At 75.3% G+C, this 18,099-nt stretch carries 18 protein-coding genes; 15 read left to right on the top strand and 3 right to left on the bottom strand.

The features are described from left to right. The first annotated feature begins 7 nt into the window (after positions 1 to 7). From ACI8AC_RS09045 to ACI8AC_RS08985, 13 genes are all read left to right on the top strand, one after another. A complete protein-coding gene (locus ACI8AC_RS09045; RefSeq protein ID WP_456897290.1) occupies positions 8 to 553 on the top strand; it encodes a hypothetical protein in 546 nt (181 codons plus the stop codon). 48 nt (positions 554 to 601) lie between these two features. Further along, a complete protein-coding gene (gene pdxS / locus ACI8AC_RS09040; RefSeq protein ID WP_456897288.1) occupies positions 602 to 1,525 on the top strand; it encodes a pyridoxal 5'-phosphate synthase lyase subunit PdxS in 924 nt (307 codons plus the stop codon). Positions 1,526 to 1,535: 10 nt separating this feature from the next. Next, positions 1,536 to 2,675 (top strand): heparan-alpha-glucosaminide N-acetyltransferase domain-containing protein, encoded by a 1,140-nt coding sequence (locus tag ACI8AC_RS09035; protein ID WP_456897286.1) that lies wholly within the window; start codon positions 1,536 to 1,538, stop codon positions 2,673 to 2,675. A 56-nt stretch (positions 2,676 to 2,731) separates the two neighbouring features. Further along, positions 2,732 to 3,385 (top strand): pyridoxal 5'-phosphate synthase glutaminase subunit PdxT, encoded by a 654-nt coding sequence (pdxT, locus tag ACI8AC_RS09030; protein ID WP_456897284.1) that lies wholly within the window; start codon positions 2,732 to 2,734, stop codon positions 3,383 to 3,385. Positions 3,386 to 3,541: 156 nt separating this feature from the next. Continuing rightward, complete coding sequence (locus ACI8AC_RS09025) at positions 3,542 to 4,294, top strand: YebC/PmpR family DNA-binding transcriptional regulator (protein WP_456897282.1); 753 nt, start codon at positions 3,542 to 3,544, stop codon at positions 4,292 to 4,294. Between the two features lie 151 nt (positions 4,295 to 4,445). After that, a complete protein-coding gene (ruvC, locus tag ACI8AC_RS09020; RefSeq protein WP_456897280.1) occupies positions 4,446 to 5,012 on the top strand; it encodes a crossover junction endodeoxyribonuclease RuvC in 567 nt (188 codons plus the stop codon). Positions 5,013 to 5,073: 61 nt separating this feature from the next. After that, positions 5,074 to 5,715 carry a Holliday junction branch migration protein RuvA gene (ruvA, locus tag ACI8AC_RS09015; RefSeq protein WP_456897278.1) on the top strand — a complete coding sequence of 214 codons (642 nt, stop codon included), beginning with the start codon at positions 5,074 to 5,076 and terminating at the stop codon, positions 5,713 to 5,715. After that, positions 5,712 to 6,839 carry a Holliday junction branch migration DNA helicase RuvB gene (gene ruvB, locus ACI8AC_RS09010; RefSeq protein WP_456897276.1) on the top strand — a complete coding sequence of 376 codons (1,128 nt, stop codon included), beginning with the start codon at positions 5,712 to 5,714 and terminating at the stop codon, positions 6,837 to 6,839. Before ruvA ends, ruvB begins: the two co-directional genes overlap by 4 nt. Before the next feature lie 167 nt (positions 6,840 to 7,006). Further along, a complete protein-coding gene (gene yajC, locus ACI8AC_RS09005; protein WP_456897274.1) occupies positions 7,007 to 7,342 on the top strand; it encodes a preprotein translocase subunit YajC in 336 nt (111 codons plus the stop codon). Between the two features lie 10 nt (positions 7,343 to 7,352). After that, positions 7,353 to 8,975 (top strand): protein translocase subunit SecD, encoded by a 1,623-nt coding sequence (gene secD / locus ACI8AC_RS09000; RefSeq protein WP_456897272.1) that lies wholly within the window; start codon positions 7,353 to 7,355, stop codon positions 8,973 to 8,975. After that, positions 8,972 to 10,363, top strand: coding sequence for a protein translocase subunit SecF (secF, locus tag ACI8AC_RS08995; protein WP_456897270.1), 1,392 nt, complete (start codon positions 8,972 to 8,974; stop codon positions 10,361 to 10,363). The genes secD and secF overlap by 4 nt, the downstream gene beginning before the upstream one ends. Continuing rightward, positions 10,360 to 10,977: an adenine phosphoribosyltransferase gene (locus ACI8AC_RS08990; RefSeq protein WP_456897268.1), complete on the top strand. Its 618-nt coding sequence runs from the start codon at positions 10,360 to 10,362 to the stop codon at positions 10,975 to 10,977. The genes secF and ACI8AC_RS08990 overlap by 4 nt, the downstream gene beginning before the upstream one ends. 90 nt (positions 10,978 to 11,067) lie before the next feature. Beyond that, positions 11,068 to 13,524, top strand: coding sequence for a RelA/SpoT family protein (locus ACI8AC_RS08985; RefSeq protein ID WP_456897266.1), 2,457 nt, complete (start codon positions 11,068 to 11,070; stop codon positions 13,522 to 13,524). 123 nt (positions 13,525 to 13,647) lie between these two features. Here the strand turns inward: ACI8AC_RS08985 and ACI8AC_RS08980 are convergent, their stop codons facing one another. From ACI8AC_RS08980 to ACI8AC_RS08970, 3 genes are all read right to left on the bottom strand, one after another. Next, positions 13,648 to 14,109, bottom strand: coding sequence for a class I SAM-dependent methyltransferase (locus ACI8AC_RS08980; protein WP_456897264.1), 462 nt, complete (start codon positions 14,107 to 14,109; stop codon positions 13,648 to 13,650). A 196-nt stretch (positions 14,110 to 14,305) separates the two neighbouring features. After that, positions 14,306 to 15,031: a peptidylprolyl isomerase gene (locus tag ACI8AC_RS08975; protein WP_456897262.1), complete on the bottom strand. Its 726-nt coding sequence runs from the start codon at positions 15,029 to 15,031 to the stop codon at positions 14,306 to 14,308. Then, positions 15,028 to 15,843: a peptidylprolyl isomerase gene (locus ACI8AC_RS08970; RefSeq protein ID WP_456897260.1), complete on the bottom strand. Its 816-nt coding sequence runs from the start codon at positions 15,841 to 15,843 to the stop codon at positions 15,028 to 15,030. The genes ACI8AC_RS08975 and ACI8AC_RS08970 overlap by 4 nt, the downstream gene beginning before the upstream one ends. Before the next feature lie 166 nt (positions 15,844 to 16,009). Between ACI8AC_RS08970 and ACI8AC_RS08965 the strand changes: the two genes are divergently transcribed. Next, positions 16,010 to 16,705: an MBL fold metallo-hydrolase gene (locus ACI8AC_RS08965; RefSeq protein ID WP_456897258.1), complete on the top strand. Its 696-nt coding sequence runs from the start codon at positions 16,010 to 16,012 to the stop codon at positions 16,703 to 16,705. Between the two features lie 103 nt (positions 16,706 to 16,808). Continuing rightward, on the top strand, positions 16,809 to 18,074 hold the full coding sequence (gene hisS / locus ACI8AC_RS08960) for a histidine--tRNA ligase (protein WP_456897256.1): 1,266 nt from the start codon (positions 16,809 to 16,811) through the stop codon (positions 18,072 to 18,074). Positions 18,075 to 18,099 lie beyond the last annotated feature (25 nt).

The following is an 18,099-nucleotide window of genomic DNA, read 5'->3' as shown; positions in this document are numbered from 1 at the left end:
AGCCGTCGTGACGACCGACGCCTGGCTGCTGCTCGCCGCCCTGGTCGTCGTCCTCCTCCTGGCTGCCTGGACGACCTGGACGCTGACCCGGCTGCGCCGCCTCGAGGCGCGGGTGGACCGCGCCTGGATCGCCCTGGACGCCCAGCTGGCGCGGCGCACCTCGCTGGCCGCCGAGCTCGCCCGCGAGCACGCGGCGGCGCTCGGGGATGAGCGGGCCGCGCGGCTGGCCGCGGCCGCCGCCGAGGCCCGCCGCCCCCGGAGCGGGGACCGGGAGCTGGCCGAGAACGCGCTGGGCCGCCGGCTGCGGGAGCTGCCCGCCGACCTGCCGGTGCCGGCCGCGCTCCGGGCCGACCTGGAGGGCACCGCCACCCGCATCGGCCTGGCCCGGCGCTTCTACAACGACGCGGTCCGCGACACCCACCTGCTGCGCCAGCGCCGGCTGCCCTGGCTCATGCGGCTGCACGCCTCGCGGCCGATGCCGCGCTTCTTCGACATCGAGGACGGCCTGGAGGAGGTCACCAGCGCCACCGGCGCCGGCCGGTCCCGGTCCTGACCGGCCGTACCATCGCGGGCACCCACCCCCGACCCGAGGCAGCGACCCGTGAGCGAGCACGACCCGACCCCCCCGGCCGAGCAGGCCCGGACGACCACCGGCACCGACCGCGTGAAGCGCGGCATGGCCGAGCAGCTCAAGGGCGGCGTCATCATGGACGTCGTCACCCCCGAGCAGGCGAGGATCGCCGAGGACGCCGGCGCCGTCGCCGTCATGGCCCTGGAGCGGGTGCCGGCCGACATCCGGGCCCAGGGCGGGATCGCCCGCATGAGCGACCCGGACATGATCGACGGCATCATCTCCGCGGTCTCCATCCCGGTCATGGCCAAGGCCCGCATCGGGCACTTCGTCGAGGCCCGGGTGCTGCAGAGCCTCGGCGTGGACTACGTCGACGAGTCGGAGGTGCTCACCCCCGCCGACGAGGCCCACCACATCGACAAGCGGGCCTTCACCGTGCCGTTCGTCTGCGGCGCGACGGACCTGGGCGAGGCGCTGCGCCGGATCGCCGAGGGGGCGGCGATGATCCGCTCCAAGGGGGAGGCCGGCACCGGCAACGTGGTCGAGGCCACCCGGCACATGCGGGCCATCCGCGCCGGCATCCGGCGGCTGGGCACCCTCGACGAGACCGAGCTGTTCGTCGCGGCCAAGGAGCTGCGCGCCCCGTACGACCTCGTCGCCGAGGTGGCGCGGCTCGGGGAGCTGCCGGTGGTGCTGTTCACCGCCGGCGGCATCGCCACCCCGGCCGACGCGGCCATGATGATGCAGCTGGGCGCCCAGGGCGTGTTCGTCGGCTCGGGCATCTTCAAGTCCGGGGACCCGGCCCGGCGTGCCGCGGCGATCGTGCAGGCCACCACCTTCCACGACGACCCCGACGTGATCGCGAAGGTCTCCCGCGGGCTCGGCGAGCCCATGGTGGGGATCAACGTCTCGACCCTCCCCGACAGCGAGCGGTACGCCACCCGCGGCTGGTGAGAGCGCCCCCGTGACCGCGCAGCAGGAGCGGACGGCGTCCCGCCCCGCCGGTGCCCGGCCCCCCGCGGGCCGGCGCATCGGCGGGGTCGACCTCGCCCGCGGCCTGGCCGTGCTGGGCATGTTCGGCGCCCACATGGGGGTCGGCCGGCTCACCGAGCTCTCCTGGTCGCCGGGGACCTGGCCGGCCGTCGTCGACGGACGGCCCTCCATCCTGTTCGCGGTCCTGGCCGGGCTGTCGGTGGCGCTCATCTCGGGCCGGGACCGGCCCGTGGACGGCGACGACCTGGTCCGCGCGCGGCTGCGGGTGCTGGTGCGCGCGGCGTGGGTCTTCCTGATCGGCGGCCTGCTCGAGCTCCTCGACACCTTCGTCGCGGTGATCCTCGTCGTCTACGCGGTGCTGTTCGTGCTGGCCGTGCCGTTCCTGCGCTGGCCGCCGGCCCGGCTGTTCGGGCTGGCCGCCGTGCTCGCGGTCGCGACGCCGGTGGCCGACCTGCTGCTCGGCCAGTGGGTGACCGACAACGCCGACGCCGACCAGCCCTTCGCCCGGCTGGTGCTCACCGGGACCTATCCCGCGCTCATCTGGTGGACCTTCGTGCTCGTGGGCCTCGGGGTCGGCCGTCTGGACCTCACCGCGTCGCGGACCCGCGCCCGGCTGGTGCTCGCCGGCGTCGCCCTGGCGTTCACCGGCTACAGCGGCGGACGGGTGACCACCCTGGCGCTGGCGGACGGGCAGCCCTCGGCCGGTCCGGAGGACGGGTTCGACGCCCTGGGGGAGTGGGACCCCGCCTGGCTCAGCGGCGCGGCGCCGCACAGCGGGACGACGTTCGAGGTGGTCGGCTCGACCGGGGTCGCGCTCGCGGTCATCGGCGTGTGCCTCGTGCTGGCCGACCTCCTGCCCCGGCTGGTGTACCCCCTGGCCTCGGTGGGGGCCCTGGCGCTGACCGTCTACAGCGCGCACCTCGTGGCCCTCGCCTGGCTGGACCCCGGGTTCCCCGCCGGGACGGGCCTGTGGCTGTGGTTCTGCGCGGTGGCCGCGGTCGGGGCCACCGCCTGGCGGCGGCTCCTGGGCGCCGGTCCGCTGGAGCGGCTGCTCACCTGGAGCTCCACGCGGGCGGCCGGGGGGCGCGCCCCGGCGGGCGCCGTCCCGTAGGTCGGCGCCTCGTCGGCCGGGTGCCCGTCGACCGGGCCCTCGTAGATTGGTCCCTCGTGCACAGGGATCCGGTGGTGGGCGTGCTGGCGCTGCAGGGCGACGTCCGCGAGCACCTCGCCGCGCTCCGCGAGCAGGGCGCGGCAGCCGTGCCGGTCCGCCGGCCCGAGGAGCTCGCGGCCGTCGACGGGCTGGTGCTGCCCGGCGGGGAGTCCACGACGATCGCCAAGCTCGCCGCCCGGACCGGGCTGCTGGAGCCGCTGCACCGCGCGGTCGCGGCCGGGTTGCCGGTGTACGGCTCCTGCGCCGGGATGATCCTGCTCGCCGACCGGCTGCTCGACGCCCCCGCCGACCAGATCACCGTCGGCGGGCTGGACGCGACCGTCCGGCGCAACGCCTTCGGCCGCCAGGTCGACTCGTTCGAGGCCGACCTGGGGCTCGAGGGCCTGCCGGGCGGCCCGCTGCGGGCGGTCTTCATCCGCGCGCCCTGGGTGGAGCAGGCCGGTCCGGGGGTGCAGGTCCTCGCGCGGGTCGTGGGCGGACCGGCCGACGGTAGGATCGTCGCCGTCCGCCAGGGGGACCTGGTGGCCACCAGCTTCCACCCCGAGCTGACCGGGGACCGCCGGGTGCACGCGCTGTTCGTGCAGATCGTCAGAGCCCACCTGGCCGAGAGGACCGGCGTGCACGCCGGGAACGAGGAGGTACCAGCGTGAGCGAGCTCGCGAGCTCACCGATGAGCAGAGCAGCGGGGCCGCGAACGCGGCCGACGAGCGCCAGCGAGGAGGACTCGTGAGCGAGCTCGCGAGCTCACCGATGAGCAGAGCAGCGGGGCCGCGAACGCGGCCGACGAGCGCCAGCGAGGAGGACTCGTGAGCGGCCACTCCAAGTGGGCGACGACGAAGCACAAGAAGGCCGCGATCGACGCCAAGCGCGGCAAGCTCTTCGCCAAGCTGATCAAGAACGTCGAGGTCGCCGCGCGCGTGGGCGGGGGTGACCCGGCCGGCAACCCGACGCTCTACGACGCCATCCAGAAGGCGAAGAAGTCCTCGGTCCCGAACGACAACATCGACCGGGCGGTGAAGCGCGGCGCCGGTCTGGAGGCCGGCGGCGCCGACTGGCAGACGATCATGTACGAGGGCTACGCCGCCGGGGGCGTGGCGGTCCTCGTCGAGTGCCTCACCGACAACCGCAACCGGGCCGCCTCGGAGGTCCGGACGGCGATGACCCGCAACGGCGGCTCGATGGCCGACCCGGGCTCGGTGTCCTACCTGTTCTCCCGCAAGGGCGTCGTCGTCGTGCCCAAGGCCGACGGCGTCGACGAGGACACCGTCCTCATGGCGGTGCTCGAGGCCGGCGCGGAGGAGGTCCGGGACCAGGGTGACTCCTTCGAGGTGGTCAGCGAGCCGGGGGACCTCGTCGCCGTGCGCACGGCGCTGCAGGACGCCGGCGTCGACTACGACTCGGCGGACGCGGCGTTCGTGCCCAGCACGACCATCGAGCTCGACGAGGAGGCCGCCGGCAAGGTGTTCCGGCTGATCGACGCGCTCGAGGACTGCGACGACGTGCAGAACGTCTACGCCAACTACGACGTCTCCGACGAGGTGCTCGAGAAGGTCGGCTGACCGCCGGTCCCCGCGCGCACCGGCGAGCGAGGTCGAGCGCGGGCGGCGCCTCCTCCGCGGCACGATGCGGCGTGTTCCGCCGCCCGCGCGTCGGCGGCGCCGGTTACCGTTGCCTCGAACACCAGTTCGGCCGACGGCAGGGGGCGCGTCCATGCGGGTGCTCGGCATCGACCCGGGCCTCACCCGGTGCGGGTGGGGGGTGGTCGACGGCCGCCCCGGCAGCCGACCGGTGGCCGTGGGGGTGGGCGTCGTCCGCACCGCCGCGGAGCTGGACCTCGAGCTGCGGCTGCTGGAGCTGCACACCGCGGTGACCGCGCTGCTGCGCGAGCACCGGCCGGACGTGGTGGCCATCGAGCGGGTGTTCACCCAGAACAACAAGGGCACCGCGACCGGCACCGCCCAGGCGGCGGGGGTGGCCGCGCTGGCCGCGGCGCAGGCCGACCGCCCGGTGGCCTGGCACACGCCCAGCGAGGTCAAGGCGGCGATCTCCGGCAGCGGCCGGGCCGACAAGGAGCAGGTCACCCTCATGGTCACGCGCGTGCTCGGGCTGGCCTCGCCGCCCAAGCCGGCCGACGCCGCCGACGCCCTGGCGCTGGCGGTCTGCCACGCCTGGCGGGGGCCGGCGCAGCAGCGGCTGCGGGTGGCGGCGCTGGCCGGCGGGATCGGTGCCCCGGTGCGCACGACCACGCTGCCGCGCTGGACGGGAGGACGACGGTGATCACATCGCGGACCGGCGTGCCTCGCGTCGGGCGAGGGCCGCGGGCCACGGGAGGACGACGGTGATCGCGAGCGTGAACGGCCGGGTGGCGGCGGTGTCGCCGGACGGCGCGGTGGTGGAGGTCGGCGGGGTCGGCCTGGCGGTGCAGTGCACCCCGGGCACGATCGCCCGGCTCCAGGTCGGGGAGCCGGCCCGGCTGGCCACCAGCCTGGTGGTCCGGGAGGACTCCCTCACCCTCTACGGCTTCGCCGACGACGACGAGCGGCAGTTGTTCGAGCTGCTGCAGACCGCCAACGGGGTCGGCCCCCGGCTGGCCCAGGCGGTCCTGGCCATCCACCCGCCGCGCGAGGTGCGCCGCGCGGTCTCGACGGGCGACGTGAAGGCGCTCATGCAGGTGCCCGGGATCGGCAAGAAGGGCGCGGAGCGGCTGATCCTGGAGCTGCGCGACCGCCTCGGCGCCACCACGGCGGACACCGCGCTCGATGGGCCGGTCCCGCCGGCGGGCGGGGGGCCGGTGACCCCGGTGGCGCCCTGGCGGGACCAGCTCACCAGCGCGCTCGTCGGCCTGGGCTGGACCAGCAGGGAGGCCGAGGCCGCGGTCGCCCAGCTGGCCCCGGTCGCCGACGAGCAGCTCGCCGCCACCGGTGCGGTCGAGGTCGCCGTCCTCCTGCGGCAGGCCCTGCGCCTGCTGGGCCGGTCGTGAGCAGCCCCTTCGACCGGGGGCTCCCGGCGGCCGAGGCCGGCCCCGGGCGCGGCCGGGACGACGCCGTGGACCCGCGGGCCGGCGACGAGGAGCGGGTGGTCGAGTCGGCGCTGCGCCCGCACTCGCTGGCCGACTTCATCGGCCAGCCCAAGGTGGCCCGCCAGCTGGACCTCGTCCTGGAGGGCGCCAAGCGGCGCGGCCGGCCGCCGGACCACGTGCTGCTCTCGGGCCCGCCCGGGCTGGGCAAGACCAGCCTGGCGCTCATCATCGGCTCCGAGCTCGGCACCTCGGTGAAGATCACCAGCGGCCCGGCGATCGAACGCTCCGGTGACCTCGCCGCGATGCTGTCCAACCTCGGCCCCGGCGACGTCCTGTTCATCGACGAGATCCACCGCATCGCCCGGCCCGCCGAGGAGCTGCTGTACATGGCGATGGAGGACTTCCGGGTCGACGTCGTCGTCGGCAAGGGACCGGGCGCGACCGCCATCCCCCTGGAGATCAACCCGTTCACGCTGGTCGGCGCCACGACCCGCGCGGGCCTGCTCACCGGCCCGCTGCGGGACCGCTTCGGCTTCGTCGGCCAGATGGAGTTCTACGAGCCCGCCGAGCTGCAGCAGGTGCTCGCCCGCAGCGCCGACCTGCTCGGCGTCGAGCTGACCGAGGAGGGGTCGGCGGAGATCGCCGGCCGGTCCCGGGGGACGCCGCGCATCGCCAACCGGCTGCTGCGGCGGGTGCGCGACTACGCCGAGGTGCGCGCCGACGGGCGGGTCACCCTCGAGGTGGCCCGGGCCGCGCTGGCGCTCTACGACGTCGACCACCTCGGGCTGGACCGGCTGGACCGCGCGGTCCTGGAGGCGCTGGTCATGCGCTTCGGCGGGGGGCCGGTCGGGGTCGCGACGCTGGCCGTCGCGGTGGGGGAGGAGCCGCACACCGTCGAGGAGGTGTGCGAGCCGTTCCTCGTGCGGGCGGGGCTGCTCGCGCGCACGCCCCGCGGGCGGGTCGCCACCGAGGCGGCGTGGGCGCACCTGGGCCAGCCGCTGCCCCGGGGCGGCATCCCCCTCGGGCGGGTCACAGCAGACCCGCAGGCCGCAGGGTCGTCGTCAGAGACCCTCTTCGACGCATAGACTGTCCGGCGCTGGCGCGCAAACCCGCCCGCGCCGTGGCCGTGCGCCGACCGCCGGCGAGCTCGCCCGGCCGGACGTCCGCGTCGCAGCCGACGCACCCGAGCGGTCCCGTCCCGGGCCGCACCCACCGCGGGCCCCCCGCCGCGCGGTAGAGAGGCACATCAGTCGTGGAGCAGTTCTTCCCGCTCGTCCTGCTGGCCCTGGCCTTCGTGCTGCTCATCGTGCTGCCGGCGCGGCAGCGCCGGCGGATGCAGGCGCAGGCCCAGGCGATGCAGGAGTCGCTGACCGTGGGCACCCCGGTCATGACCACGGCCGGGCTGCACGGCACCGTCGCGGCCCTCGGCGAGGGCACGGTCGACCTCGAGATCGCCCCGGGTGTGGTCGTGACCTTCCAGCGGCAGGCCATCCTCGAGGTCCGGACCCCGGCCACCGGGTCCGGGCCCGCGGTGCCCGGTGACGACGCCCCGGGGACCGCCGACGGCGGCTCCTCGGCCGCCCGCTGACGGGGCCCCCGTGGCCCGCCGCGAGTTCCCCGCGCGCCGGTACTTCGGCGCCTTCGTCCTGATCGTGGCCGTCCTGTACGGCCTCATCTTCCTCACCGGTGACACCCGCACCCCGCAGCTGGGGCTGGACCTGCGGGGCGGGACGACCGTCACCCTGACCGCGACCACCCCCGACGGGCAGGCGCCGGCCCCCGAGGACCTCGAGCTGGCCCGGCGGATCATCGAGCAGCGGGTCAACGGCCTCGGCGTCGCCGAGGCCTCGGTGGTCACCGAGGGCGACTCGAACATCGTCATCTCGGTGCCCGGGGAGGAGGGCGACGAGGCGCGCGAGGTCGGGCAGACCGCCCAGCTGCGCTTCCGGCCGGTCGTCCAGGGCCCCGAGCCGGCCACCCCGGCCGCCGAGCCCACCGACGCCGCCGAGCCCACCGACGCCGCCGAGCCCACCGACCCGGCCGCCGCCACCGACGGGGCGGTCGAGGACCCGGCGCTGCCGGACCCGGGCGCGCCGCCGGTCACCCAGGAGGAGGCCGCGGCCCAGTACGCGACCCTCACCTGCGACCCCGAGGACGCCAGCCCCGACGTCGCGCAGCCGGAGAGCTACATCGCCGCCTGCACCGAGGACGGCACGGCCAAGTACCTGCTCGGCCCGGCCATCCTCGAGGGCACCGACATCACCGACGCCCAGGCCGGCACGCAGCAGGCCACCGGCGAGTGGGTCGTGCTGCTCGACTTCAACTCCACGGGGGAGAACATCTGGGCCGCCTACACCGCGGCCAACGTCGGGTCCAACGTCGCCTTCACCCTCGACGGGCGGGTGATCTCCGCGCCGACCATCCAGGGCGCGATCACCAGCAACCCGACCACGATCACCGGCTCCTTCGACCAGGAGACGGCCGAGGAGCTGGCCAACCAGCTGCGCTACGGCGCGCTGCCGCTGACCTTCACCCAGGCCACCGCGCAGTCCATCTCGACGGAGCTGGGCGCCGAGCAGCTGCGGGCCGGGCTCATCGCGGGCGCGATCGGCATCGGGCTGGTGTTCGTCTACGCGCTGCTGTACTACCGGCTGCTCGGCCTGGTGATGATCGCCAGCCTGGTGCTCTCGGCGGTCGTCGTCTACGCCGTCCTCGTGCTGCTGGGCCGGCAGATCGGCTTCACGCTGAGCCTGGCCGGCATCGCCGGGTTCATCGTGGCCATCGGCATCACCGCCGACTCCTTCGTCGTCTACTTCGAACGGCTCAAGGACGAGATCCGCGAGGGCCGCACCCTGCGTTCGGCCGTGCCCCGCGCCTGGGTGCGCGCCCGGCGGACGATCCTGTCGGCCGACGCGGTGAGCTTCCTGGCCGCGGCGATCCTCTACGTCCTGGCCATCGGCGACGTGAAGGGCTTCGCCTTCACCCTCGGCATGTCCACCGTGCTGGACCTGGTCGTCGTCTTCCTCTTCACCCACCCGCTGATGGCCGTGCTGGCCCGGTTCCGCGGGTTCGGCGGCAGCCGGTTCTCCGGCCTCGGCCGCAGCCTCGACCGGCCGGCCCGGCCGGCCCGTCCCGGCCGCACGCCCGACCGCGAGCTCGTGGGGGCCGGCCGCACCGCCGGCGCCACGGCCTCCGGCGCCCAGGACAGGAGCCAGGCATGAGCCGCCGCGACCACACCGCCGACGGCCCCACCGACGGCGACCTGCCGGTGGGCACCGCCGCGGACGAGGCGACCGACACCTCCTCGGCCACCGAGGACGCCGCGGCCGCCGCCGACGACGCGGCGCTGGCCGACGCCGGCCTGGCCCCCGAGGGCGCGCGCGGGGCCGGTGCGGGCCGGCGCGCGTCGCTGGCGCACCGCCTCTACAACGGCGAGGCGGGGCTGGACGTCGTCGGCCGCAGCCGGCTGATCTACCGGATCACCGCGGTCGTGGTGCTCCTGTGCATCGCCGCGATGGTCTTCCGCGGGTTCAACTTCGGCATCGACTTCGAGGGCGGCAACAGCCTGCGCCTGCCCGGCACCTCCGAGCAGCTCACCGAGGTGCGGGAGGCGGCGGAGGACGCCGGCGCGTCGGTGGCCAGCGCCCAGGTGGTCGGTGGCAACACGCTGCTGCTGCGCACCGAGGCGCTCGACAACGAGGCCGAGCGCGCCGTCGTCGAGGCGGTCGCAGCGGCCGCGGGGGTCGACGCCTCGCAGGTGAGCCCCGAGGCGGTCAGCGCCGAGTGGGGCCGCGACATCACCGACCAGGCGCTCATCGCCCTGGCGGTCTTCTTCGTCGCCGTCGTGCTCTTCCTCGCGCTCCGGTTCCAGCCGAAGATGGCGGTCGGCGCCATGGCCGCGCTGGTCCACGACATCGTGCTGACCGCCGGCGTGTACGCCCTGGTCGGATTCGAGGTGACCCCCTCCACGGTGATCGGGTTCCTCACCATCCTCGGCTTCTCCCTCTACGACACCGTCGTCGTCTTCGACAAGGTCGACGAGAACACCCGCGGCCTGACCTCGAGCAGCCGCATGACCTGGGGCGAGGCGGCGAACCTCGCGGTCAACCAGACGCTGATGCGCTCGATCAACACGTCGGTGATCGCGCTCCTGCCGGTGGCCGGGCTGCTCTTCGTGGGGGCCGGCCTGCTCGGGGTCGGCACGCTCAAGGACCTCGCCCTGGTGCTGTTCGTCGGCCTGGCGGCCGGCACCTACTCGTCGATCTTCCTGGCCACCCCGATCGTCGCCGACCTCAAGGACCGCGAGCCGGAGGTGCAGGCGCTGCGCCGCCGGGTGCTCGCCCGGCGGTCGTCCCAGGCCCGCCAGGCCGGCCTGCGCCCGGACGCCGGTCGCGCCGTGGTGGGCAGCGCCCGCCGGTCCGGCGGCGCCGCGCAGCGCGGCGGTGGCGTCGCGGTGGCCGAGCGGGACGCCGACCTGGGCCCGGCGCGCGCCGACGTCGTCGTCGAGTCCCCGGAGTCGGTCCGGCCCGAGCCGCGGGGGACGACGGCGCCGCGGCCCGGGGCCCGCCCGCAGGGCACCCGCCGCTCGGGCAGCCGGAAGCGCCGGTGAGCACCTCCCCGGTGGGCGGGCCGGAGCCCGCGGGGACGGCGGACGCCGAGCGCCCGCTCGACGAGCTGATCGCGGCGCTCTCGGTCGACGTGCCCGACTTCCCGAGCCCCGGCGTGGTGTTCCGCGACCTCACCCCGGTCTTCGCCCACCCCGAGGCCTTCCGCCGCATGGTGACCGGCCTGGCCACGCCGACGCTGGTCGACCCGCGCGCCGCCGCGCTGGCCGACGGCCGGGGCGGTCCCGGCTATGACCTGGTCGTGGGGGTCGAGGCCCGCGGTTTCCTGCTGGCGGCGGCCGTGGCGCTGCAGGTCGGCGTCGGCGTCGTCCCGGTGCGCAAGGCGGGCAAGCTCCCGCGGGAGCGGCTGTCGGCCGAGTACACCCTGGAGTACGGGACGGCGACCCTCGAGCTGCACACCGACTCCGTCGTCCCCGGGCAGCGGGTGCTCCTCGTCGACGACGTGCTCGCCACCGGCGGCACGCTCGCGGCGGCGGTCTCGCTGGTCGAGGGCCTCGGCGGGGTGGTCACCGCGGTCTCGGTCGTCGTCGAGCTCACCGCCCTCGGCGGCCGCCAGCGGATGGCCCCGCACGCCGTGCACGCGCTCTGGACCACCTGAGAGGGAGATGACCCCGAGCCCTGCTCGCGGGCAGGTGGGACCCGGCTAGCATGGTGAGGGTCGCACCTCGCCGGCCGAGCAGGAGTCGCCATGGGCCAGGACGCCACGGACGTGGCTGCCGCGCGGCCCGCCGCCCTGCCCGCCGCCCAGCCCGAGAGCGGCTCGCCGCCCGCCGTCCCCGAGGACCGCCGCCCGCTGCCGGCCCGCCCCGCGGTGCGCCGTCCCGACGACGTGTCGGCCGAGCCCCCGGGCGAGGGGGGAGCCGGGGCCCCGCGCCGCCGGGTCCGGGACCGCCTGGCCCGCCGCATCGTCTCCGGGCAGCGCGCCGGCGTGGTCCGGCCGGTGCTCGAGCCGCTGGCGGCGCTGCACCGCCAGAGCCACCCCAAGGCCGACCTGGCGCTGCTCCAGCGGGCCTACGACGTGGCCGAGAGCGCGCACGCCACGCAGAAGCGCAAGAGCGGCGACCCGTACATCACCCACCCGCTGGCCGTGGCCACCGTCCTGGCCGGGCTGGGGATGGACACCACGACGCTGGTCGCCGCGCTGCTGCACGACACCGTCGAGGACACCGGCCAGACGCTGGAGTCGATCACCGAGGCGTTCGGCCCCGAGGTCGCCCACCTCGTCGACGGCGTCACGAAGATCGACAAGGTCAAGCTCGGGGACGCCGCGCAGGCCGAGACGATCCGCAAGATGATCGTCGCGATGGCCCGCGACCCGCGGGTGCTGGTCATCAAGCTCGCCGACCGGCTGCACAACATGCGCACGCTGCGCTTCCTCCCGCCGGAGAAGCAGGAGAAGAAGGCGCGCGAGACGCTGGAGATCCTCGCCCCGCTGGCCCACCGGCTGGGGATGAACACCATCAAGTGGGAGCTCGAGGACCTCGCGTTCGCCACGCTCTACCCCAAGCGCTACGACGAGATCGTCCGGCTGGTCGCCGAGCGGGCGCCCTCCCGGGACACCTACCTGGCCGAGGTCACCGCCGCGGTCACCGAGCAGCTCAAGGCCGCCGGCATCGAGGCCGTCGTCACCGGCCGGCCGAAGCACTACTACTCGATCTACCAGAAGATGATCGTCCGCGGCCGGGACTTCACCGACATCTGGGACCTCGTCGGCATCCGCATCCTGGTCGACAGCGTGCGGGACTGCTACGCGGCGCTGGGCATCATGCACGCGCACTGGCAGCCGGTGCCGGGGCGGTTCAAGGACTTCGTGGCGATGCCGAAGTTCAACATGTACCAGTCGCTGCACACGACGGTCATCGGCCCGCAGGGCAAGCCGGTCGAGCTGCAGATCCGCACGCACGACATGCACCGCACCGCCGAGTACGGCATCGCGGCGCACTGGAAGTACAAGGAGAAGGCCAAGGCCCAGGCGGGCCGGGCCGGGGCGCGCAACGACCTCGGCGCGACGAAGGCCGGCTCACCCGACGACATGCTGTGGCTGCGCCAGCTGCTGGACTGGCAGCGGGAGGCCCAGGAGCCCGGCGAGTTCCTCGAGACGCTGCGCTACGACCTGGGCCCGCAGGAGGTCTTCGTCTTCACCCCCAAGGGGGACGTCGTCAGCCTGCCGGGCAACTCGACCCCGGTGGACTTCGCCTACGCGGTGCACACCGAGGTGGGGCACCGGTGCATCGGCGCGCGGGTCAACGGCACGCTGGTGTCGCTGGACAGCCCCCTGCACAACGGCGACGTCGTGGAGATCTTCACCTCCCGGTCGCCCACGGCCGGCCCGTCGCAGGACTGGCTGTCCTTCGTCGGGTCCTCCCGGGCGCGGACGAAGATCCGCCAGTGGTTCACCAAGGAGCGCCGCGAGGACGCCGTCGAGGCGGGCAAGGAGGCGCTGGCCCGCGCCATGCGCAAGGCGGGGTTGCCCCTGCAGCGGCTGCTCGGCGGCGAGGCGCTGTCCACGCTGGCCAAGGACCTCCGCCACGCCGACGTCACCGCGCTCTACGCGGCGGTCGGGGAGAACCAGATCTCGGCCGCCTCGGTGGTCGACAAGCTGATGACCGCGCTGGGCGGCACCGAGGGCGCGGTCGAGGACATCGCCGAGACCGCCATACCGGCCCGCCGGCCCGCGCACCGGCGGCCCGCGGGCGGGGACCCGGGCGTCGTCGTCCACGGGATGAACGACGTGTGGGCCAAGCTGGCCAAGTGCTGCACCCCGGTGCCTGGGGACGACATCCTCGGCTTCGTCACCCGGGGCGGCGGGGTCAGCGTGCACCGCACCGACTGCACCAACGCCGCCGACCTGGAGCGCAAGCCCGAACGGCTGGTCGAGGTCGACTGGGCCAGCCAGCCCGGGTCGGTGTTCCTCGTCGCCATCCAGGTCGAGGCCCTCGACCGGCACCGGCTGCTCTCCGATGTGACCCGGGCACTGGCCGACGAGCGGGTCAACATCCTCTCCGCCTCGGTGCAGACCAGCCGGGACCGCGTGGCCATCAGCCGGTTCACCTTCGAGCTGGCCGACCCGGCGCACCTGGGCTCGGTCCTGCAGACCGTGCGCAACGTCGAGGGCGTCTTCGACGTGGAGCGGGTCACCGCCTGAAGGAGGGACCCCCTGCCCCGCACCGCTCGCAGGCTCGCGGCGGGTCCCTGCAGGGGGCCGTCCCAGCACCTCACCGAGCTCGGCGCGGGGCCCTGACGGGTGGCCGTGCCGACGCCGCCCGGTTCAGGGGCGGCGGGTGGCGACCACCGCGTACAGGGGGTCACCGACACCGGGCTCGGTGCGCAGCGCGACCACCGGCTCGGTGAACAGCCCGGTCCGCCGGAGGAACTCGGCCACCAGCGCGCCGTGCAGCTCGTCGTCGGTGGCCAGCCACCCGCGGACCGCCTTCGTCGGGAAGCACCGGTTCGAGTAGGTGATCGCCACCGGCCCGCCCGGGCGCAGCACCCGCCCGACCTCGGCGAGCACCTCGATCGGCCGGGTCAGGTAGCCGACCGACACGCAGCAGACGGCGGCGTCGACGTCCGCGTCGGGCAGCGGCACCCGCGGGTCGGCGTTCAGGTCGTGGACGATGCGCTCGGTGGCCGCCGGGTTGGCGGCCAGCTCCTCGCGGTTCAGGCCGAGCACGACCAGCTCGGCCGGGGGGACGCGGAAGTGCGACACCCAGGACGACATGAGGTCCAGCACCCGCTGCGGCCGCTCCGCGGAGCCGTCGATCCCCAGCTCGGCGTAGAGTCGCCCACGGCGGTCACCGCGGCGTCGTCGATGTGGGTGACCAGCCGGGGGAGGGCGTAGAACCGCCCGTCGGGGCTCTCGTCGGCGCGGTCGAAGAAGCCCGCCGGGAAGCCGGCGTACGGGTCCCGGCCCTCCGGCGCGCCCCCCATCAGCCGGCTGCGACGCTGACCGACTCGACGGTCACCGGGACGCTCGGGGCGCCGTCCCCGGGGCCGTTGGACCCGTCGTTGCCGCGGGCCGCGATCGCGTCGAGGGTGGCCAGGCCGGCGTCGTCGACGGTGCCCACGACGGTGTAGGCCGGCGGCAGCACGCTGTCGCCCCAGACGAGGAAGAACTGGCTGCCGTCGAAGCCCTGGCCGCTGTTGGCCATGGCCACGGTGCCGCGCGGGTAGGTCTCGTCGCCGGAGACGTCGGTGGGGGAGGTGTAGGTCGGCCCGCCGGCGCCGGTGCCCGTGGGGTCGCCGCACTGGAGCACCTGCAGGCCCTCGGTGTCGGTCTGCCGGTGGCACGGCGAGCCGTCGAAGAAGCCCTGGCGGGTCAGGTGCACCAGGCTGGCGACGGCGCACGGGGCACCGCCGCGGACGAGGGTGAGGGGCAGCTCCCCGGCGTCGGTCACCAGCCGCAGCGCGACCGTGCCCTCCGCGGGCACCTCCTCGGCCGGCGGCTCGACCTCGATGAGGTAGGGGTTGGCCGAGGAGGCGGCCGACCAGTCGCAGTCGACGGTGCCGGCCGCGGAGGAGCCGCCCGCGCGCGCCCCGGCGTCGCCGTCCGCGGAGCTCGCGCTGCCGTCGACGGTCGTCGCGCAGCCGGCCAGGCCGCCCAGCGACGCCGCGAGCAGGGGGACTGCCAACCCGGTCAGCGGCCGACGCGTCACGCGGCGACCGTCAGGGACTCGATGCGGACCTCCTGGGTCGGCGCCCCGTCGTTCGGCCCGTTGCTGGCGTCGTTGCCGTTGGCCGCGATGGTGTCGAGCGTGGCGAGGCCGGCCTCGTCGATCGTGCCGAGCACCGTGTAGGACGGCGGCAGCATGCTGTCGCCGTAGACGAGGAAGAACTGGCTGCCGTCGAAGCCCTGGCCGCTGTTGGCCATGGCCACGGTGCCGCGCGGGTAGGTCTCGTCCCCGGTCACCTGGGTCGGGAACTGGTAGGCCGGGCCGCCGGCGCCGGTGCCGCTCGGGTCACCGCACTGCAGCACCTTCAGCCCCTCGCTGTCGGTCTGGCGGTGGCAGACGGTCCCGTCGAAGTACCCCTGCTGGGCCAGGTAGGCCATGCTCGCGGTCGCGCAGGGGGCGTTGGCGTTGTCCAGCGTGAGCCCGATGGGGCCGAAGTTCGTGGTGATGGTCACCGGGGTGGTGCCGGTGGGGGTGACCTCCGCGGGCGGGGTGCCGGTGTCGGCCTGCAGGTTCGGGTTGGCGGCGGTGTCGGCCGGCGCCCAGTCGCAGGTGCCGTCGGCACCGTCCACCACGGGGGCGGTCGTGGGCGTCGGGTCGGCGGCCGCCTCGGGGGCCTCGTCGTCCCCGCCGAGGCCGGTGGCCAGCCAGACGGCACCCAGGACGGCGAGCACGGCGACGACGGAGACGCCGACCAGCAGGTTGCGACGGCGCTTGCGGGCCAGCTCGGCGCGACGCTCGAGTTGGCGCTGCAGGCGGCGCTGGGCGGCCTGCCGCCGCTGCTTGTTGCTCGGCACGTGCTGCTCCTCGGACGGACGGCTGCTGCGGTGGGGCGCGGGGACGACGGCCACGGCGCGCCCGCGCACCGCTGGTCGATCCGCGAGTGTAGGTGGCCGTCCTGTCCGTTCCCTGGCAGCCGGAGACGCGCGGAGCGCCGTGATCACCCCCGCGTAACCTGCACGGGTGCTCATCCGCTCGTTCCCCGCCGGCGCGTTCGGGACCAACTGCTACGCCGTCGCCCCCGGGCCGCGGCAGGAGTGCGTGGTGGTCGACCCCGGCATGGACGCCGTCGAGCCGCTGGCCCGCATGCTCGCCGACGACGGCCTCAAGCCGGTCGCGGTCGTGCTGACCCACGGCCACCTCGACCACACCTTCTCCGTGCTGCCGGTCTGCGAGGGCTACGACATCCCGGCCTACCTCCATCCGGCCGACAGCGGCATGCTCAGCGACCCCGCGCGCTGGCACGGCCCCGCGCTGGCGCCGCTGGTCAGCGGCGTGCGGCTGCCCGACCCGTCCGAGGTCCGGGCGCTCGATGACGGCGCGGTCCTCTCCCTGGCCGGCGTGGAGCTCACCGTGCGGCACGCGCCCGGTCACACGCAGGGCTCGGTCGTCTTCTCCCTCGACCTCGGCGAGGCCCCGGGGCTGCTCGCCGGGGACGTCCTGTTCGCCGGCTCCGTCGGCCGGGTGGACCTGCCGGGCGGGTCCTGGGAGGCGATGCTCACCTCGCTCCGCGACGTCGTCCTGCCGCTGGACGACGCCACCGTCGTGCTCCCCGGGCACGGCCCGGCCACGACGATCGGCCGGGAACGGGCCGCCAACCCCTACCTGGCCGAGGCGGCCGCGGGGGCGGGGCCGGCACCGAGGGGGCGCGGGCTGTGAGCACGACGGGCAGGGGAGCATCGCCGCGGGCCGGGGACACCTCCCGCTCGCGGGGGACGGCGACCGAGGAGCGGATCGAGGCCGGAGTCGAACGGAGGGTGCTGTGAGCGACGCGCTGCGCGCCCCGAAGGGCACCTTCGACACGCTGCCGCCGGAGTCCGCCCGGTTCCTCGCCGTCCGGGACGTGCTGACCGCCCCGCTGCGGCGGGCCGGCTACGGGTACGTGGAGACGCCGGTGTTCGAGGACACCGCCGTCTTCGCGCGCGGGGTCGGCGAGTCCACCGACGTGGTGACGAAGGAGATGTACACCTTCGACGACCGCGGCGGGCGCTCGCTCACGCTGCGCCCGGAGCTCACCGCCGGCCTCATGCGGGCGTTCAACGAGCACCGCCTGTACACCGGCGCCCTGCCGGTGAAGCTGTGGACCGTCGGCTCCTGCTTCCGCTACGAGCGGCCGCAGGCCGGCCGCTACCGGCACTTCACCCAGGTCGACATGGAGGCGCTCGGCGTCGACGACCCGGCGCTGGACGCCGAGGTGGTGGCGCTCGGCGTGCAGGGCTTCCGCGACCTCGGGCTCACCGACTTCGAGCTGCTGCTCACCTCGCTGGGCGACGCGACCTGCCGGCCGCAGTACCGGGAGAAGCTGGTCGCCTACCTGGACGGGCTCGACCTCGACGAGGACACCCGGCGGCGGGCGGCGATCAACCCGCTGCGGGTGCTCGACGACAAGCGCCCCGAGGTGCAGGCGCAGCTGGACGACGCGCCGCTGATGGCCGACCACCTGTCGGACGCCACGCGGGCCCACTACGACGCCGTCCGCCAGCACCTCACCGACCTGGGCGTGACCTGGACCGAGGCACCGCGGCTGGTGCGGGGGCTGGACTACTACACGAAGACGACGTTCGAGTTCGTCCACGCAGGCCTCGGTGCGCAGTCGGCGATCGGCGGGGGCGGGCGCTACGACGGGCTGTCGGCCTCCCTGGGCGGGCCGGACCTGTCGGGCATCGGCTACGCGGTCGGCGTCGACCGCACGCTGCTGGCCGTCCAGGCCGAGGGGCTCGACATCGGCGCCGCCGCCGGGGTGCAGGCCTTCGTCGTCCCCCTGGGGGAGGAGGCCCGGCGGCTGGCGGTGCGCCTCGTCGGGCAGCTGCGCGCGGCGGGGGTCTCCGCCGACACGGTGTACGGCGGCCGCGGGCTCAAGGGCGCGATGAAGGCCGCCGACCGGTCGGGGGCCTCGCACGTCGTCGTCATCGGCGAGCGCGACCTGGCCGACGGGGTGGGCCAGCTCAAGGACATGCGCACGGGCGAGCAGCGCGCCGTCCCCGTCGCTGAGCTGTTCGACGCGGTGCGTGCAACGGTAGGGGGGTGATCTCGACCGTGAGGACGACGCCCGA

The organism is Geodermatophilus sp. SYSU D00758 (genome assembly GCF_054049955.1).
Note: the sequence above shows the minus strand (reverse complement) of the source record. Positions and strands in the feature narration are given on the sequence as shown.